Here is a 14,717-nt window from a genome sequence, read left to right as displayed (position 1 = left end):
GTTGGCGTGTATCGCGGGCCGCGGGAGCGCCGTGGCTTGTCGCGCCGTTCCCCGCGCCCCTTCAGGGGCGCTTTCGCCAGAGCCACTTCTGGGTCAGCAGGGTGAGAGTGCCTGCCAGGACGATGCCCAGCAGGTTCAGCAGCAACTGGTTCGTCGAACCCACCGTCTGATCCATGTCGCCGTAGGCCAGGGCGACCGCCGCGTTCGCAGCCGCCGGGACCGTGGTGACCGAGATGGCCACTCCCACCAGGGCTCCTGACTTCGCCGAGGTCAGGGAGAGCGTGCCCGCGATCCCCGCCAGGACCGCCACCACGAACGAGAATGGGTCGGGGGCGTAGACGAAGGCGGTGTTGGGACGGTCGCCCTCCAGGTCGGACATGTGGAAGAGATTCAGGGCGTCCATGAGCCAGGTGAAGCCGACCGTCACCGCCATCGCCGCCGCGAACCCCACCAACAGGGCGATCAGCGAGCGCAGCGCCAGCCGCGGGTGCCGCTGGACGATCGCCGTGCAGATGCCCGCCAGCGGGCCGAACTCCGGGCCCACCGCCATCGCGCCCACGATCAGGATCGCGTTGTCGAGCACCACACCGCAGGCCGCGATCATCGTGGCCAGCGTGATGAACGCGAGGTAGGTGGCGGAGAGGGTCGACTCCTCGTGCGTCGCGTCCGTCAGGTGCTCCCACAGGACCGCGTCCACGCCCTCGCCGGGCGCCTCGTCCTCGGCCTTGTCCGCGCGCTTGGACAGCGACAGGTCGATGTTCTCCACGGCGATGGAGCCGGTCCTGTCGAGCTCCAACTTCCGCAGCTCGCCGATGAGTTCGTCACCGGCCTCGCGGGCCACGTCGCACATCACGACGTCGCCCGCCGGGTTGCGGGCGGCGCCCGGCACGACGACGAGGTGCGTGGCGCCGACCGTCCTCTCGATCAGGCGGACCACGTCGTCGGTCTTCTCGGCCGGGGTGATCAGGCGCAGATGCAGCATGGCGCCTATTTAACAGGCGGGGGTTTCTAGAGCTTACGGAGGCTGAGCTTGCGCACCTTGTGGTCCTGGCCCTTGCGGATGACGAGGGTGGCGCGGCCGCGGGTGGGGGCGATGTTCTCCACCAGGTTGGGCTTGTTGATGGTGCGCCAGAGGGTGCGGGCGTAGTCGACGGCCTCCTCCTCCGAGACCTGGGTGTACTTCCTGAAGTACGAGTCGGGGTCCTGGAAGGCGGTCCGGCGGAGCTTCTTGAACCGGCTGAGGTACCAGCGCTCGATGTCCTCGGCGCTCGCGTCGACGTACACGCTGAAGTCGAAGTAGTCGGCGAGACCGACGCGGGTACGGCCGTCCTTGCCGGGCAGGGCGGGCTGCAGGACGTTCAGGCCCTCGACGATCAGGATGTCGGGGCGGCGGACGGTGAGCCGCTGGTCCGGGACGATGTCGTAGATCAGGTGGGAGTAGACGGGGGCGGTGACCTCGCCCTTGCCCGCCTTGATGTCGGCGACGAACCGGGTCAGCGCGCGGCGGTCGTACGACTCGGGGAACCCCTTGCGCGACATGAGCCCGCGCGCCTCCAGCTCCCGGGTGGGGAGCAGGAAGCCGTCGGTCGTGACCAGCTCCACGCGCGGGTGCTCGGGCCAGCGGGACAGCAGGGCCTGAAGGAGGCGGGCGACGGTCGACTTGCCCACGGCGACCGATCCCGCGACGCCTATGACGAACGGGGTGCCGGACTGGGAGCCCTGCTCGCCGAGGAAGGTGTTCAGGGCGCCTCTGAGGCCGTCCGTGGCGCCGACGTAGAGATTCAGCAGCCGGGACAGCGGGAGGTAGATGTCCCGCACCTCGTCGAGGTCGATCACGTCACCGAGGCCGCGCAGCTTCTCGACCTCTTCGGCGTTCAGCGGGAGCGGCGTCTTCTCGCGCAGCGCACTCCACTCTGAGCGGGTGAGATCGACGTAGGGAGTCGCCTCCGGCTTGTGCCGGTGGGCGCTCCGGGGCATCGGGGAGACCGGAGAGATCACAGTCCATTGTTAACGGAGTTTGAACGGGGTGGGGGGTGGGGTGCGTCACGCGGGGCGCGGTCGCGGCTCTCGTCACGTGAAATCCGCGTAGGCGAGGTGGGTGGCGCAGGCGCGGCAGCGGAAGAGGTATGCGGTGGGCTGTCCGTCCTTGTCGAGTGAGGCGAGGACGGACTCGAAACCGTCCTGCGGTCCCTGCCGGCGCAGGTGCTCCACGGCGTCCGGGCACCCTTCGAGCTCCCTCGCCCCGGCCGGCCCAGGAACTCGGCGCCGTCGCCGCTGAGGCGAAGCGGGTCTTCATGTCCTCTACGGCGATGCGGTACTCGACAGTGCCCGGCTGAGGGGCGGTACGGGGGAAGCCGCCGGAGGCCAGGAGGAGACGGGCGTCGTCGGCACCCTTGCCGTGGAATGAGTCGAACAGCGCCTCGAACGCCCGCTGTTCGTGGTACTGCCGGTCCCGCTCCCCGGCCGGGAGGGACGGGTCGTAGGGATTCTCGCCGTAAAGGGGTGTACCGAGGTCCTTGACGGCCTTGAGGGTCTTGTCATCGGCCTTGGGGGTGGGATCGTAGAAGGTGAAATCTTCGTTCCAGTCGGGGCCGCCGGCCCACTTGCCCAGCCGGTCTGGTCGTAGAAGTCCTCGCCGTCGTCGTGGAGGCCGGGCACATCGTGGAAGGTCGAGTCACTGAACCCGCGCGGGGTCGCCAGGCCGTCGAGGGGCTTTTCCCAGGCGTTCCTTTTCGCGTGGAGACGCTCCCAGTTGGCCTTCCAGGCGCTCTCGTCCTTCTCATGGGCCTGAAGCAGGGGACCGTCGAACCCGCCGCCGTCCATGGCGGCGAGTTCGCGCAGCTTCGCTGGCGTCTGGTTCAGGGCGTCCTGGGCGAGGCCGTACATGCCCGGCCCGCCCAGACGTACGGCATCGGCCATCAAGCATTGGTCGAAGCGCAACTGCTCGTCGGACGTGGTTTCGAACCAGTCCTCCGGTCCGTCGCTGGAACGGGTCGTGGCGTCACCCGCGAGGAGTCCCGCGAGGTCGGGCCGAACGGCGAGTGTGGCCAGCATCGCGACCGTGCTCACAAGGAAACGGGCGAAAACCCTCGTCTTCCTGATGTCGATCTCAGGAAGGCAGGTGGTCTGAAACGCAAGAGCGCATCCCTTTCGTCGCAAGGAATCGACCGGGAGCCTGCTGATGGCGGCTCAGGGGCCGTGAAGAACTGGCGAGTGGGCCTCGTCTTGCCGGGCGTCAGGGGCGCTTTCGGCAGGCGGGCGTGGGACGCGCGGATTGCAGGTACTGCGGCACAGAAAGTCCCTCCCCCGTAGCGACACCGTTCCCCCGGTCGCTGACTGACGTGCAAGCCCGCCCGGATTGGTCATGATCCGGTCAAGCGGGGCCACTTTAGGCAGGTGGTCGGGAGTACGGGCAAGGGCTTTCCGCTGCCTGGCGCGAAGCCGCCCCAGGTCGGGCGCTCTCACGAGAGGGCGCGAGACCCCTGGAGGCAAGGAAATCCTGTGGTTCTTCTGTGGTGAGTCGGTGAGGGTGATGGGGGAGTGGCGGAACGGTTGGCTCGTTCTCGCCCCTGCCGCGATATCCGGATTCGGGCACGAAGTGCCGTGATCCGGCGCCCCCCGCCCCCTAGGCTGCCGCGCATGTGCGGAATCGTGGGATACGTGGGGTCGCAGTCGGCGCTGGATGTCGTGATGGCCGGGCTGAAGCGGCTGGAGTACCGGGGGTACGACTCGGCCGGTGTCGTCGTGGCGGCGGACGGGGGGCTGGCGGCGGCGAAGAAGGCCGGGAAGCTGGTCAATCTGGAGAAGGAGCTGGTGGACCGGCCGTTGCCGACCGGGCTCACCGGGATCGGGCACACGCGGTGGGCCACGCACGGCGGGCCGACGGACGCCAACGCGCATCCCCACCTGGACAACGCGGGGCGGGTCGCGGTCGTCCACAACGGGATCATCGAGAACTTCGCCGCGCTGCGGGCCGAGCTGGAGGAGCGCGGACACGAGCTGGCCTCCGAGACCGACACCGAGGTCGTCGCGCATCTGCTCGCCGAGGAGTTCTCCGCGACCGCCGACCTCGCGGAGGCGATGCGGCTGGTGTGCCGGCGGCTGGAGGGGGCGTTCACGCTGGTCGCGGTGCACGCGGACGAGCCGGACGTCGTGGTCGGCGCCCGGCGGAACTCGCCGCTCGTCGTCGGAGTCGGTGAGGGCGAGGCCTTTCTCGCCTCCGACGTGGCCGCGTTCATCGCGCACACCCGCTCCGCGATCGAGCTCGGCCAGGACCAGGTCGTGGAGCTGCGGAGGGACGGGGTGACCGTCACCGGCTTCGACGGCCGCCCCGCCGACGTCCGCTCGTTCCACATCGACTGGGACGCCTCGGCCGCCGAGAAGGGCGGTTACGACTACTTCATGCTCAAGGAGATCGCCGAGCAGCCGAAGGCGGTCGCCGACACGCTGCTCGGCCGTATCGACGCGGCCGGCTCCCTGACCCTGGACGAGGTCCGGATCTCCGCCGCCGAGCTGCGCGAGGTGGACAAGGTCGTCATCGTCGCCTGCGGTACGGCCTTCCACGCGGGGATGATCGCCAAGTACGCCATCGAGCACTGGACCCGAATCCCCTGCGAGGTGGAGCTGGCGAGCGAGTTCCGCTACCGGGACCCGATCCTCGGACCGCGCTCCCTCGTGATCGCCATCTCCCAGTCCGGGGAGACCATGGACACGCTCATGGCACTGCGGCACGCCCGCGAGCAGGGTTCGAAGGTGCTCGCGATCTGCAACACCAACGGCTCGACGATCCCCCGGGAGTCGGACGCGGTGCTGTACACGCACGCGGGGCCCGAGGTCGCCGTGGCGTCGACGAAGGCGTTCCTGACGCAGCTCGTGGCCTGTTACCTGGTGGCGCTGTACCTGGGGCAGGTGCGGGGCACCAAGTGGGGTGACGAGATCTCCGCCGTCATCCGGGACCTCTCGCACATCTCCGGTGAGGTCGAGCGGGTGCTGGAGACCATGGAGCCGGTGCGGGAGCTGGCGCGGTCGCTGGCCGACAAGAACACCGTGCTGTTCCTCGGGCGGCACGTCGGGTATCCGGTGGCGCTGGAGGGCGCGCTGAAGCTCAAGGAACTCGCCTACATGCACGCCGAGGGCTTCGCGGCGGGGGAGCTGAAGCACGGGCCGATCGCCCTGATCGAGGAAGACCTGCCCGTGGTCGTGGTGGTGCCGTCGCCTCGGGGGCGGTCGGTGATCCACGACAAGATCGTGTCCAACATCCAGGAGATCCGGGCCCGGGGAGCGCGGACGATCGTGATCGCGGAGGAGGGGGACGAGGCGGTGGTGCCGTACGCCGATCACCTGATCCGGATTCCGGCCACTCCGACCCTGCTGCAGCCGCTGGTGGCGACCGTGCCGTTGCAGGTGTTCGCCTGTGAGCTGGCCACCGCCCGGGGGAACGAGGTGGACCAGCCCCGGAACCTGGCGAAGTCGGTCACTGTGGAGTAGTCGGCTGCCCGGTGCGGTACAGGTTGCGGGCGGCGCGGATCAGCAGGAACTCCAGCGCGCATCCGGCGATCGCCGCGAGTCCCATCGGGGACGAGTCCTTGATCCCGTTGACGACGAGGGCGACGAGGAGGACGGGCCACAGCGTGGCCAGCGCGGTCACGAGGACGAAGTGGCCCGTCACGCGCCCGGCCGCCGGCTTGCGGTCCCCGGACCGCTTCCGGCCCTCGGACCGCTTCCGGCCGCCGGTCGGGGTCCGCGCGCCGGGGGCCGTCCGTTCCCGGGGCTGGGGGATCTCCTCCGCCGGGCGGGCCGGGAGGGGGACGACCGCGGCGGCGGGAACGGCCTTGTCCAGTACGGCGATCCGCTCGGCCGTGACGTCCCCGAACAGGGTCGGCTCCACGGTTATCCGGAATCCGTCGAGGCCGGTCAGGCAGCGGGCTCCGTCGGGGCGGGTGGTCATCGCGGCGCAGGCGTCGTACCGCACGGTGCCCAGCCCGCCCGGCGTGGACAGCGTCACGCCCACCGCTCCGATGATCAGCGTGACGTCGTCGTCCTCCAGGGACGGGTGCAGGGTGCCGGAGACCCCGGACGGCGAGAAGCGGGGGGCCGGGGTGAGGCCTGCCCACTCGGCGCCCCGGGCCGGTACCTGGAGCAGCCCGCCGTCCCACGCCTCGCGGGCCACCTCGCCCAGGTCCTCGATCCCGACCGCCCTGAGTTCGTCCCTGTGCTGCTCGGGAGTCAGGATCCGGTGGCCGGTCAACAAGCTCAGCGCGTACGACGGCAGCAGGGCCGCGCCGAGGTCGGGGACGTCGTAGCGCTTGAGCAACTTCCCGCGCGCGGAGTCCAGTTCGGCCTGCTCGATCCGGCCGGCGCGCAGCCGGGCGAAGGCGTCGACGAAGCCGCCGACCGCCGCGTCCTGCTTCTGCGGCAGCGCGTCGGCGTATGCGGTGAGGGTGGCGAAGTCGGCGTCGCGCGAGGAGTAGTCGGCCTCCGCCGAGTAGGAGTAGCCGCCCTTCTGGCGCAGGTCCTGGAAGAGGGCGCGGCCCAGCACCTCGGCGAACACGGCGGCCGCGGTGGAGCGGCGCACGACGGAGGTGAAGACGAGGTGGCCGTCCTCGCCGCGGAGGTAGGCGGGGGTGACGGGGAGCGCGCTGGACGGGGCAGGGGTGGGGAAGCGGTGGCCGGCGGGCAGGGCGAGGTCCAGGCCGTCCGGTACGCGGTCCGCGGTGAGGAACAGTACGGCGTTGTCGCGGGTGAAACGGGTCTCGGCCCAGTGGCGCACCTGGTCGGCCGTCAGGCTCCGGGTGCCGAGTTCGTCGAAGCTGGACAGGCCGTAGCCCTGGGCGCCGTAACGCCACAGCGGCATCTGGGACATGGGCCCCTGCCCGCGGCTGCCCGCCTCCGTGCGCAGGATCTCCTTCTCCGTCTCCAGCCGGTCCATCGGGAGGTCGTGCAGAGCCGCGCAGACGCTGTTGAGGTACGTGACGACCTCCGTCTCGTCGCCGGTGACGTGGAAGAGGGTGTACGTGCTCGCTGTGGCGCCGTTGTAGTGCAGGTCGGACAGGCCCAGGTGGAACAGGGCGAGGTGTTCGACGAGGTGCGTGATGCCGGCGGTGGGCAGCGTCTCGTCGGCATGGCCCACCCGGAAGGCGAGACCGGCGGTGATCTCGCCGGGACGCGGGGCGAAGAGGGTCGGGATGCCGTCGACGGTGGTGTGGCGGACGATGCCGTCCAGGGCGTTGAGCGCGTCGAGTTCCGGGGCGGGCGGGTGCTCGTGTGTGGTCATGTCGGGTGTCGTCTCCCTCAGAGCGTCGCCGACGCGGCGGTACGGAACTCCGTGAAGCGGGTCTTCCAGTCGGGCACGTTCCGCCAGAAGGACTCGGACACCGTGTCGCCCAGGGCGGCGAAGTGCCGGGCGGCGTCGCCGAGATGGCCGCCGAGGGAGAAGGCCAGCGCGAAGGCGCTGTGGCTCTCGGTCCACTGCCAGTCGCGACGGTGGGCGGCGTGCAGGACGGACGCGCGGGCGGCGTGGCGCAGTTCGTCGCGCACCGATACGTTCCGCAGGTACTCCCTGGCCTGGGCGCCTTCCAGCTCGGCGCAGTGCTCGATGTGGGCCTCGGCGACCAGGACGCCGGCGTGCGAACCGTCCGGCGCGGCGCTCACGCACTCCTGCGCGAAGCCGTGCGCGGCCTCCCACGAACCGCCCCACTTGGGGCACAGCTGCTGAAGCAGGCGCGACTGCGCGCGGACGTGGTGCGGGTGGTGCTCCGCCAGCCGGTCGTAGCGCCGCCGGGCCTCGGACTGCCCCAGCACCAGCCCGCGGGCGGTCGCCAGCCGGGCGGTCCACGCCGGGACGTACGCCGGATGCTCCGCACACACCTCGATCAGCAGCAACTCCGCCTTGCGCAGCCAGTCCTGGAACAACTCGGCCTGGTCCCGCGAGACGTCCTTGCCGAGACCGCGGCCCCGGGCGCGCCAGCCGAGGTGGATGTACCGCTCGGCGAGGAGGGTGCGGGGGAGAGGGTCGGCGGGCTCCGCTTTCGCCGCCTTCTCCAAATACCACTCGGTCCGGTCGACCCCGGCGAGGAGCGTTGCCGCGAAGGAGACGTCCTCGGCATCGGTGGCGGGGATCTCCTCGAAGAACGCCCGCGTGGCCGCCCAGTCCCCGTCCCACGCGGCGGCCCGCAGCGGGGCGAGCGCGGGCACCGCGTCGAACGGGTCGGTCAGCAGTGGTCTGGCCCCGCCGACAGTACTTTCGCCCATACGACGGTCCCCCTGGCCTGGTCGATACGCGGTGCTGCGCAGGCTAGCAGGAGGGGTTACGCGGGGTTACCGGGTTTTGGGTGAGCGCTTGAGGGCGTTGATGAAGGCGGTGAAGGTGGGGGTGGTGAGGGTGAGGGTGGCTCGGGTGGGGGACTTGGAGTCGCGGATGGATATGTGGGTGGGGTGGGGTGCGATCTCGACGCAGTTGTTGCCGTCGTCCGGACCTGAGTAGGACGACTTCCGCCAGTTCTCCATAGGGGGCCTCACAGCTCCTTCGCCAGTCGGTTGACGAAGTCGCGCGACGGGCCGGGGTCGAGTGCTACGGCTTCCACCTTACGGAAGCGCGTTCGAAAAGCGGTGAGTTGGGCCTCGGAGTCGATGAAGGCCGAGCCATGGGGTACGTCGCGCACCACGGTGTCCAGTTTGGGAAGGGGGCCACCGGCGTACGTCATGGTGCTGGCGGCCGAAGCGAAGCCGTCCAGGTCGAAGGGGATGATGCGAATGGTGATGTTGTCCGCGTCGGAAAGTTCGAGGAGCTTACGGAGCTGGGTCCGGGAGGCGGCGCGGTCACTGACCCTGATGCGCAGGGCCGACTCGTGGATCACCGACTCGTACGCCAGGGTGATCTGCTGGCGTTTCATGCGGTGCTGGACGCGCAACGCGAGCTCGTCGTGGGTGAGTTCGGGCACCCTGGCCGAGAAGACGGCCCGGGCGTAGTCCTCCGTCTGGAGCAGCCCCGGCACGTACAGGATCGCCACCTCGTGCAGGAACGCTGCGTGGTGTTCCAGCTCCGCGAGGTCGAGGAACGAGGTGGGCAGCTGTCCTCGGTACTCCTCCCACCAGCCGCGCGTCCGGTCGGTGGCCATAGTGGCAAGGGCGTCGATGAACTCCTGGTCCGTGCAGTCGTAGTGGGATGCGAGGCGGCGTAGCCGCTCGTCGCTCACGCCGGCGAGTCCGGACTCGATCTGGGTGATCTGGACTCGATTCGCCCCAAGGAGCGCTGCTGCCTCGATGGTGGTGAGGCCGGCCCCCTCGCGCAGCCTGCGCAGCTCGACCCCCAGGCGAATTTGACGCGCGGTTGGTTCGCGCCTCAGGACCATCGGTTTGCTCCTTGGTTCAACATGCCTGCTGACGTGGCTCGTTCGGGGGCAGATTACGCGATCCACTTGCCATGTATTACATGAAAGCCCTACCGTCGGTGACATAGCGATCACGCTGCGGAAGCGCACCGATCCGTCCTGCCATGACGGCCTCGGCACTGCCACCGCGCCCAATCACCCATCACGGACACGGAGTTGACGCATGCCCGAAAACGAGCCCGAGCCCTGGGAGTACACGTTGTACATCCCGAACGACCCCCGAGCCGTCACCGTCGCCCGCCGAACCCTCCGCCTGATCCTCACGATGCACGGCCTGATCCGCCTCACGGACACCGCGGAGCTCCTCGCGGCGGAGTTGGTGTCGAACGCCGTACGCCATACGAAGGGACCGGCCGCGCTGCGGGTGCGTCGGTCGGCGGGGGTGCTGCGGATCGGGGCGTGGGACGCGAACCCTGAACCTCCTGAGCCGCCGGGGGAGTTGGACCTGTTGCGGGAGGCGGAGGAGGGGAGGGGGCTGGCGTTGGTGAAGGCGTGCGCCGACCTGTGGGGGTGGCAGCCGTTGGCCAGGAACGGCAGCCGGGGAAAACTCGTGTGGTGTGACCTGGTCGGGGCATAGCTCGTTGATCACCTCGTATGGAAAGGAGAGGTGATGGTCAGCTCGTCGCATGAGGCGATGCACCGGATCTTCCAGAAGGATCCGGCGCTTCTGACCCGGGCGCTGCAGCAGGTCTTGGGTGTGCCGATTCCCGAGCCGCGTGTATTCGCCGCGATGAACGTCGATCTCACCGAGGTCGAGCCGGTCGAGCGTCGGGTGGACACGCTGCTCCGGGCGGAGACGGCCGAGGGGGTGTACCTCCTGGTCGTGGAGTCGCAGGGTGAACCGGACCAGCGCAAGTGGGGCAGTTGGCCGTACTGCCTCAGCTATCTGTATGAGAAATACCGCTGCGATCCCGTCCTGATCGTCGTCACGCAGAGCAGTGCGACGGCTCGCTGGGCGGCGCAGCCCATCCATCTCGGGGTGCGGGGATGCCCTTCGCTGACCGTGCGCCCCCTGGTGCTGGGCCCGGACAATGTGCCGGTCATCGCGGACGAGCGGGAGGCGGAGAGGGATGTACCCCTTGCGGTGCTCTCGGCGATGACACATGGCCGGGGCCGGAACTCCGCCGTCATACTGGAGTCCCTGGCAGCCGCCCTGCGGACCATCGACGCGGACAGTGCCGCGGTCTTCGTGCAGTTCGTCGACTCATGCCTGGCGGACCCCCAGGCCCAGCAGATGTGGAGGGACCTGATGACGGCGATCAACTACTTCTGGCGGCACCCGCTGGCGGAGCAGGTGCGCGCGGAGGGACGCGAGGAGGGCATGATCCGTGATCGCGTTCAGATGACGCTGCAGATTTTGGAGTGGCGGGGCATCCTGGTTCCGGACTCGGTGCGGAACCGGGTGGAGGCATGCTCCGACCTGGACCAGCTCGAGGTGTGGGCCCAGCGGGCGGTTCACGCGTCGAGGGCGGAGGATCTCTTCGCCGAAGGCCGGAGCTGAGGGACGGGCCAGGGCGGAATGAAGCGCCTGGCGCCCCCGGCCGCTCGCTGTACGGCTCGACTCTTGGCAGCCTGGCTGGGCATCGTGGCGGGAGCGATCGCCTCGACCGGCTCGGGCCGCCAGGCACCCGTCTCAACTTTTCGCCTGTAGTCCACCCTGGCGGATTTCTTGTCCTGCGCGATGGATCCCCCAGGGGAATACGAGTCGATATTCACGCTGTATGCGAGCACGAGTGAGAAATCGCCGAAGAACATACTGTCTCCTTCGCCCACCCACCAGAATCTCTCCGTCAGCACTGTGGGTGCTTGCAACATGAAGATCCCTTTAGCTCCGTCACCGTCGATCGCGACGGGAAACAGTTCAATGTCTTCCGGCAAGCGTGCATCGACCGGGGTTCCCGACTCTCGGATGATCTGCAGGAATTGAAGAGATACCTTCTCTGGGTTCTCCTGCAGCCAGTCCCGACACCCAAGAATCCGCATGTCCGGGAAGAAGCTGTCCATGCCGTCCGTCAAGGAGAGGAACTCCCTGTATCGCTGCTCCAGCTCCTGTCCGGCGAATGAGCTGAGCTCAGTGATCTGTTGGTCCGTTGCAGGTGGGTACAGGCGCGGCACAAGTCCGAAAACCGGGGACTCGGACAAGTATTCGCGAATCCTTTGGGTTGCCAGCTCGATGAGCAGGTTCTGCACTTCCACGTCTTCTCTGTTCCCTAAGAGCGGTTGATCTGGCTTGGAAAGCGACTGAGTGATGGAGTCCTGGACCCAGTCGATACGGCCGACGCTGTCATATCCGTAGGAGGCGATGCCTGCCATGGTCTTGCGCGCCGTCATGTTGCCGTCGGCGTCGTAGCCGTACTCGGCGGTGCCGCCTGGGTCGGCCGTCGTGGTGATCGCGGAGGAGTGACTTCCGAGGCCGCCGTCCCAGCCCCCTGGCGCCCGTGGGACGCGAACCCCGAACCGCCGCAGCCGCCGGGAGAGTTGGATCTGTTGCGGGAGGCGGAGGAGGTGAGAGGGCTGGCGTTGGTGAAGGCGTGCGCCGACCTGTGGGGGTGGCAGCAGCCGTTGGCCAGGCAGGCAATCGGGGGAAGTGCGTGTGGTGCGAGCTGGCTGCGGCTGAAGGGGTCGGTTCAGATGCGCGACTCGGGAGGGAAGCCCGTCCAGCGCAGTTCGGCGGGCAGGTGGCGCATGTCGTTGGAGACGAGGACGGAGGCCGCTCGGCCGGGCGCGTAACGGATGACCGTGAGCGCCGCGTTGGCGTGGTTGAGGCCGAGCCAGCGCCACTTGGGTGCGTGCATGGCGTCCCGGACGAGCCAGGCGACGAGGAAGTTGTGGGTGACGACCAGTTCGTGTCGGTCGTCCCCGCCGGGCACGGGTCCGGTGAAGAGGTCGAGTGCCTGGCGGGCCAGCGAGGCGCCCTGTTCGCGCTCGTCGTCGGTGGTGTCGGCGAGGAAGCGAAGGTATAAGTCGGCTGCTTCGGGCGGGAGTTCGTCCCTGGGGGGTACGTAGGGAACGTAGTCGCCCGCGACCTCTGAGACGAGTGCGGGGACGTTCTTCAGCTGGTCGCGGACCAGCCGGGCGGTCTGTACCGCCCGTGGCAGCGGACCGTGGTGGACGGCCGTGAAGGGGATGCCCCGAAGGCGCCGACCGAGCAGTGTCGCCTGCTGCCGACCCGCCTCCGTCAGTCCGCTCTCGTCAGACAACGCCTCACCGTGCCGAGCGAGATAGAGGTAACGGGTGGCCGTGCCGGTCATCTCAGGCTCCTCTACGCGTCAAACATGCGCTCGAAAGGTTGAACGTACTCCGTATTTCAGCATCGTCCTTTCGATGATCGACTTACGTTGCGCTCATGGTCACATCAGCTCACGAGGGCATGCACCGGATCTTTCAGGAGCGGCCCGAGATCCTGGGGTCCGTGTTCGAGATGCTGGGTGTCCCGTTGTCCGCGAAGGCGACCGTGGACGCCGTCACGACCGACGTGACGGAGACCCGGCCGCTGGAGCGGCGTGTGGACACCGTGTTGCGCATCGGCCCGTCCGACGGGGAGGATTTTCTGCTCGCCATCGAGTCGCAGTCGGGCAAGGTCGCAGGTAAAGAGGCGAGTTGGGCGTACTACGTTGCCTATCTCCAGGCGAAGTTTCGGCTGCCCGTGTTGTTGCTCGTGGTCTGTCAGGACGGGCCCACGGCCAAGTGGGCGGCCGGACCCTTCGACTGCGGCGCGCGCGGCTGGACGGCGCTGCGGGTGTATCCGCTGGTGGCAGGGCCCGACAACCTGCCGGTGATCACGGACGCCAGGACCGCGGCGAAGAACCTCGCCCTGGCCGTGCTCTCCGCCTTGGCGCACGCCCGTAACCCTGCCTGCGACGCCATCTGGAGGCGATCAGCAGCGCCCTTCAGGAACTCCGGGAGACCGACCCCGACACCGCCGAGTACTTCTTCGACTTCCTTGAGGTCACGCTGGGCAAGACCCCAGCCGGAGAGAAATGGAATCGGATCATGTCCTTCGTCAGCTACTTCCCTGGCCGGGGAACGGTTCGTGAGACGGCCTATCTGGAGGGGAAAACAGAAGGGAAGGCAGAGGGTGAAGCCAAGGGCATCCTTTCCGTGCTGGAGGTACGCGGTATCCCCGTGCCGGACAGCGTGCGTGAGCGCATCACCAGTTGCACCGATCTCGACCGCATGGACGCCTGGCTGGAGCGTTCCCGCACGGTCGAGCGGGCCGAGGACCTGTTCGCCGAGTACGGAGAGGCCGACAAGCCGATCTCGTGACCGGCGCCGGTCGGATCGTAGAGTGCCCGGATGAGCATCATCGGGGTCGGTATCGACGTCGCCGAGATCGAGCGGTTCGCGGCGTCGCTGGAGCGTACGCCGGGGATGGCCCGGCGGCTGTTCCTGGACAGCGAGTTGATGCTGCCCAGTGGGGAGCGGCGGGGGATCGCCTCGCTCGCCGCCCGGTTCGCCGCGAAGGAGGCCCTGGCCAAGGCGCTCGGGGCGCCGGCCGGACTGCACTGGACCGACGCCGAGGTGTTCGTCGAGGACACCGGGCAGCCCCGGCTGCGGGTCACCGGGACCGTTGCCGCGCGGGCCGCCGTTCTCGGGGTGAGGTCGTGGCATGTGTCGCTCAGCCATGACGCCGGGATCGCGTCGGCCGTGGTGATCGCGGAGGGGTGACCCCCGACACCGCCGTCCCGGCCCTCAGGCGGCCTGGTCCCACTCCGTGTGGACGTCCTTCTCGGCCTGCGGGCCACGACCACTGCCGCCGGTCGACTTCTCGCAAGCGCGCAGCGCGGCCCAGGCTACGGCTGACGCGCAGGTGAGATACCAGGGCAGTGGCCAGAGCGTGTCCCACCAGCCGGTGTGCGGGGAGGCGGTGACGTCGACCGCGGCCGCGGTCCAGGCGACCGCCAGGCTCCAGCACAGCAGGCGCCCGGCCCAGCGGACGGCCAGGGTGAGGTGCCCGACGGGTCTGTCCGGGTCGGTCATCGCGGAACGTCCTCCACAGGATGGGCGACGGCCGCGGATGCGGCTGCGCTCGCCGAAACGACCTCAGTGTGCGTTTTGCGGAGCGTTCCGCACAGGGGTGGGAGGGAGCTGCCATGACGTCTGAGACGACCTCAGGTCCGGGCATATGCCACAAGTGCGTGATGGTGCCTGGTGAGCGCTTACGTTTCGGGTGGGAAACGAGCGTGAATCTGGCTGGAAGTGAACGTCTCGGGTCCCCATTCCCTGCCGGTCCTGACTGGGAATGCGCTTTCGGGGAACCGGGCTCCCGCGTCGACGGCCGGAACCGATCGTTCCGAGCCCGTCTCCCATCTTGTTCATCTCCGCCCG

The 14,717-nt window shown here is 68.8% G+C and carries 18 protein-coding genes and 1 pseudogene; 7 read left to right on the top strand and 12 right to left on the bottom strand.

Annotated elements, in window-relative coordinates:
* Positions 1-61: 61 nt before the first annotated feature.
* The 3 genes from RKD20_RS17855 to RKD20_RS17845 all read right to left on the bottom strand — a co-directional run bounded on the left by RKD20_RS17855 (position 62) and on the right by RKD20_RS17845 (position 2,211).
* The gene (locus RKD20_RS17855; RefSeq protein WP_424878609.1) at positions 62-982 is read right to left on the bottom strand and encodes a DUF389 domain-containing protein; all 921 of its coding nucleotides are present in this window, start codon (positions 980-982) and stop codon (positions 62-64) included.
* A 26-nt stretch (positions 983-1,008) separates the two neighbouring features.
* A complete protein-coding gene (gene coaA, locus RKD20_RS17850) occupies positions 1,009-1,977 on the bottom strand; it encodes a type I pantothenate kinase (RefSeq protein ID WP_424878608.1) in 969 nt (322 codons plus the stop codon).
* 93 nt (positions 1,978-2,070) lie between these two features.
* Complete coding sequence (locus tag RKD20_RS17845; RefSeq protein ID WP_424878607.1) at positions 2,071-2,211, bottom strand: CbrC family protein; 141 nt, start codon at positions 2,209-2,211, stop codon at positions 2,071-2,073.
* Positions 2,212-2,781: 570 nt separating this feature from the next.
* On the opposite strand from RKD20_RS17845, the gene RKD20_RS17840 reads away from it, so the two are divergent.
* Together RKD20_RS17840 and glmS are read left to right on the top strand one after the other, a co-directional pair.
* On the top strand, positions 2,782-3,312 hold the full coding sequence (locus RKD20_RS17840; protein ID WP_424878606.1) for a hypothetical protein: 531 nt from the start codon (positions 2,782-2,784) through the stop codon (positions 3,310-3,312).
* 327 nt (positions 3,313-3,639) lie between these two features.
* Complete coding sequence (gene glmS, locus RKD20_RS17835) at positions 3,640-5,487, top strand: glutamine--fructose-6-phosphate transaminase (isomerizing) (RefSeq protein WP_424878605.1); 1,848 nt, start codon at positions 3,640-3,642, stop codon at positions 5,485-5,487.
* On the opposite strand, the gene RKD20_RS17830 is transcribed toward glmS, so the two are convergent.
* The 4 genes from RKD20_RS17830 to RKD20_RS17815 all read right to left on the bottom strand — a co-directional run bounded on the left by RKD20_RS17830 (position 5,474) and on the right by RKD20_RS17815 (position 9,350).
* Entirely contained in the window at positions 5,474-7,273 is a 1,800-nt protein-coding gene (locus RKD20_RS17830; RefSeq protein WP_424878604.1) for a M16 family metallopeptidase, read from the bottom strand. The two genes, glmS and RKD20_RS17830, sit on opposite strands and share 14 nt — an antisense overlap.
* A gap of 17 nt (positions 7,274-7,290) precedes the next feature.
* Entirely contained in the window at positions 7,291-8,250 is a 960-nt protein-coding gene (locus tag RKD20_RS17825; RefSeq protein WP_424878603.1) for a hypothetical protein, read from the bottom strand.
* A gap of 66 nt (positions 8,251-8,316) precedes the next feature.
* Positions 8,317-8,505 carry a DUF397 domain-containing protein gene (locus tag RKD20_RS17820; protein ID WP_424878602.1) on the bottom strand — a complete coding sequence of 63 codons (189 nt, stop codon included), beginning with the start codon at positions 8,503-8,505 and terminating at the stop codon, positions 8,317-8,319.
* A gap of 8 nt (positions 8,506-8,513) precedes the next feature.
* Positions 8,514-9,350, bottom strand: a complete 837-nt coding sequence (locus RKD20_RS17815) for a helix-turn-helix domain-containing protein (RefSeq protein ID WP_424878601.1) — start codon at positions 9,348-9,350, stop codon at positions 8,514-8,516.
* A gap of 202 nt (positions 9,351-9,552) precedes the next feature.
* On the opposite strand from RKD20_RS17815, the gene RKD20_RS17810 reads away from it, so the two are divergent.
* Together RKD20_RS17810 and RKD20_RS17805 are read left to right on the top strand one after the other, a co-directional pair.
* Entirely contained in the window at positions 9,553-9,966 is a 414-nt protein-coding gene (locus RKD20_RS17810; RefSeq protein WP_424878600.1) for an ATP-binding protein, read from the top strand.
* Between the two features lie 33 nt (positions 9,967-9,999).
* Complete coding sequence (locus tag RKD20_RS17805) at positions 10,000-10,890, top strand: hypothetical protein (RefSeq protein ID WP_424878599.1); 891 nt, start codon at positions 10,000-10,002, stop codon at positions 10,888-10,890.
* Here RKD20_RS17805 and RKD20_RS17800 read toward each other — a convergent pair.
* A complete protein-coding gene (locus RKD20_RS17800) occupies positions 10,845-11,720 on the bottom strand; it encodes an SMI1/KNR4 family protein (RefSeq protein WP_424878598.1) in 876 nt (291 codons plus the stop codon). The genes RKD20_RS17805 and RKD20_RS17800 overlap by 46 nt on opposite strands.
* 108 nt (positions 11,721-11,828) lie before the next feature.
* On the opposite strand from RKD20_RS17800, the pseudogene RKD20_RS17795 reads away from it, so the two are divergent.
* Positions 11,829-12,004 (top strand): annotated as a pseudogene (locus RKD20_RS17795) (ATP-binding protein); the annotation flags it as partial.
* Between the two features lie 12 nt (positions 12,005-12,016).
* Here RKD20_RS17795 and RKD20_RS17790 read toward each other — a convergent pair.
* The 3 genes from RKD20_RS17790 to RKD20_RS17780 all read right to left on the bottom strand — a co-directional run bounded on the left by RKD20_RS17790 (position 12,017) and on the right by RKD20_RS17780 (position 13,256).
* Complete coding sequence (locus tag RKD20_RS17790) at positions 12,017-12,640, bottom strand: histidine phosphatase family protein (RefSeq protein WP_424878597.1); 624 nt, start codon at positions 12,638-12,640, stop codon at positions 12,017-12,019.
* A gap of 133 nt (positions 12,641-12,773) precedes the next feature.
* Positions 12,774-12,914, bottom strand: coding sequence for a hypothetical protein (locus tag RKD20_RS17785; RefSeq protein WP_424878596.1), 141 nt, complete (start codon positions 12,912-12,914; stop codon positions 12,774-12,776).
* A gap of 141 nt (positions 12,915-13,055) precedes the next feature.
* Positions 13,056-13,256 carry a hypothetical protein gene (locus RKD20_RS17780; protein ID WP_424878595.1) on the bottom strand — a complete coding sequence of 67 codons (201 nt, stop codon included), beginning with the start codon at positions 13,254-13,256 and terminating at the stop codon, positions 13,056-13,058.
* A 126-nt stretch (positions 13,257-13,382) separates the two neighbouring features.
* Here RKD20_RS17780 and RKD20_RS17775 point away from each other — a divergent pair, with 126 nt between their 5' ends.
* Together RKD20_RS17775 and RKD20_RS17770 are read left to right on the top strand one after the other, a co-directional pair.
* Positions 13,383-13,655 (top strand): hypothetical protein, encoded by a 273-nt coding sequence (locus RKD20_RS17775; RefSeq protein ID WP_424878594.1) that lies wholly within the window; start codon positions 13,383-13,385, stop codon positions 13,653-13,655.
* 30 nt (positions 13,656-13,685) lie between these two features.
* The gene (locus RKD20_RS17770; RefSeq protein WP_424878593.1) at positions 13,686-14,057 is read left to right on the top strand and encodes a holo-ACP synthase; all 372 of its coding nucleotides are present in this window, start codon (positions 13,686-13,688) and stop codon (positions 14,055-14,057) included.
* Positions 14,058-14,081: 24 nt separating this feature from the next.
* Here RKD20_RS17770 and RKD20_RS17765 read toward each other — a convergent pair whose 3' ends face one another.
* Positions 14,082-14,369: a hypothetical protein gene (locus RKD20_RS17765; protein ID WP_424878592.1), complete on the bottom strand. Its 288-nt coding sequence runs from the start codon at positions 14,367-14,369 to the stop codon at positions 14,082-14,084.
* Positions 14,370-14,717 lie beyond the last annotated feature (348 nt).

The sequence above is a fragment of the Streptomyces sp. SLBN-8D4 genome (assembly GCF_049739545.1).
GTDB classification, from domain to species: domain Bacteria; phylum Actinomycetota; class Actinomycetes; order Streptomycetales; family Streptomycetaceae; genus Streptomyces; species Streptomyces canus_C.
This window is presented reverse-complemented; position numbering and strand designations above follow the sequence as displayed.

Bases quoted from the DNA above. Each gene is read 5' to 3' on its own strand.
- RKD20_RS17855 (WP_424878609.1), bottom strand. From the start codon at position 982: ATGCTGCATCTGCGCCTGATCACCCCGGCCGAGAAGACCGACGACGTG.
- coaA (WP_424878608.1), bottom strand. From the start codon at position 1,977: ATGCCCCGGAGCGCCCACCGGCACAAGCCGGAGGCGACTCCCTACGTC.
- RKD20_RS17840 (WP_424878606.1), top strand. From the start codon at position 2,782: ATGGGCCTGAAGCAGGGGACCGTCGAACCCGCCGCCGTCCATGGCGGC.
- glmS (WP_424878605.1), top strand. From the start codon at position 3,640: ATGTGCGGAATCGTGGGATACGTGGGGTCGCAGTCGGCGCTGGATGTC.
- RKD20_RS17830 (WP_424878604.1), bottom strand. From the start codon at position 7,273: ATGACCACACACGAGCACCCGCCCGCCCCGGAACTCGACGCGCTCAAC.
- RKD20_RS17825 (WP_424878603.1), bottom strand. From the start codon at position 8,250: ATGGGCGAAAGTACTGTCGGCGGGGCCAGACCACTGCTGACCGACCCG.
- RKD20_RS17820 (WP_424878602.1), bottom strand. From the start codon at position 8,505: ATGGAGAACTGGCGGAAGTCGTCCTACTCAGGTCCGGACGACGGCAAC.
- RKD20_RS17815 (WP_424878601.1), bottom strand. From the start codon at position 9,350: ATGGTCCTGAGGCGCGAACCAACCGCGCGTCAAATTCGCCTGGGGGTC.
- RKD20_RS17810 (WP_424878600.1), top strand. From the start codon at position 9,553: ATGCCCGAAAACGAGCCCGAGCCCTGGGAGTACACGTTGTACATCCCG.
- RKD20_RS17805 (WP_424878599.1), top strand. From the start codon at position 10,000: ATGGTCAGCTCGTCGCATGAGGCGATGCACCGGATCTTCCAGAAGGAT.
- RKD20_RS17800 (WP_424878598.1), bottom strand. From the start codon at position 11,720: ATGACGGCGCGCAAGACCATGGCAGGCATCGCCTCCTACGGATATGAC.
- RKD20_RS17790 (WP_424878597.1), bottom strand. From the start codon at position 12,640: ATGACCGGCACGGCCACCCGTTACCTCTATCTCGCTCGGCACGGTGAG.
- RKD20_RS17785 (WP_424878596.1), bottom strand. From the start codon at position 12,914: ATGCGCAACACGGTGTCCACACGCCGCTCCAGCGGCCGGGTCTCCGTC.
- RKD20_RS17780 (WP_424878595.1), bottom strand. From the start codon at position 13,256: ATGGCGTCGCAGGCAGGGTTACGGGCGTGCGCCAAGGCGGAGAGCACG.
- RKD20_RS17775 (WP_424878594.1), top strand. From the start codon at position 13,383: ATGTCCTTCGTCAGCTACTTCCCTGGCCGGGGAACGGTTCGTGAGACG.
- RKD20_RS17770 (WP_424878593.1), top strand. From the start codon at position 13,686: ATGAGCATCATCGGGGTCGGTATCGACGTCGCCGAGATCGAGCGGTTC.
- RKD20_RS17765 (WP_424878592.1), bottom strand. From the start codon at position 14,369: ATGACCGACCCGGACAGACCCGTCGGGCACCTCACCCTGGCCGTCCGC.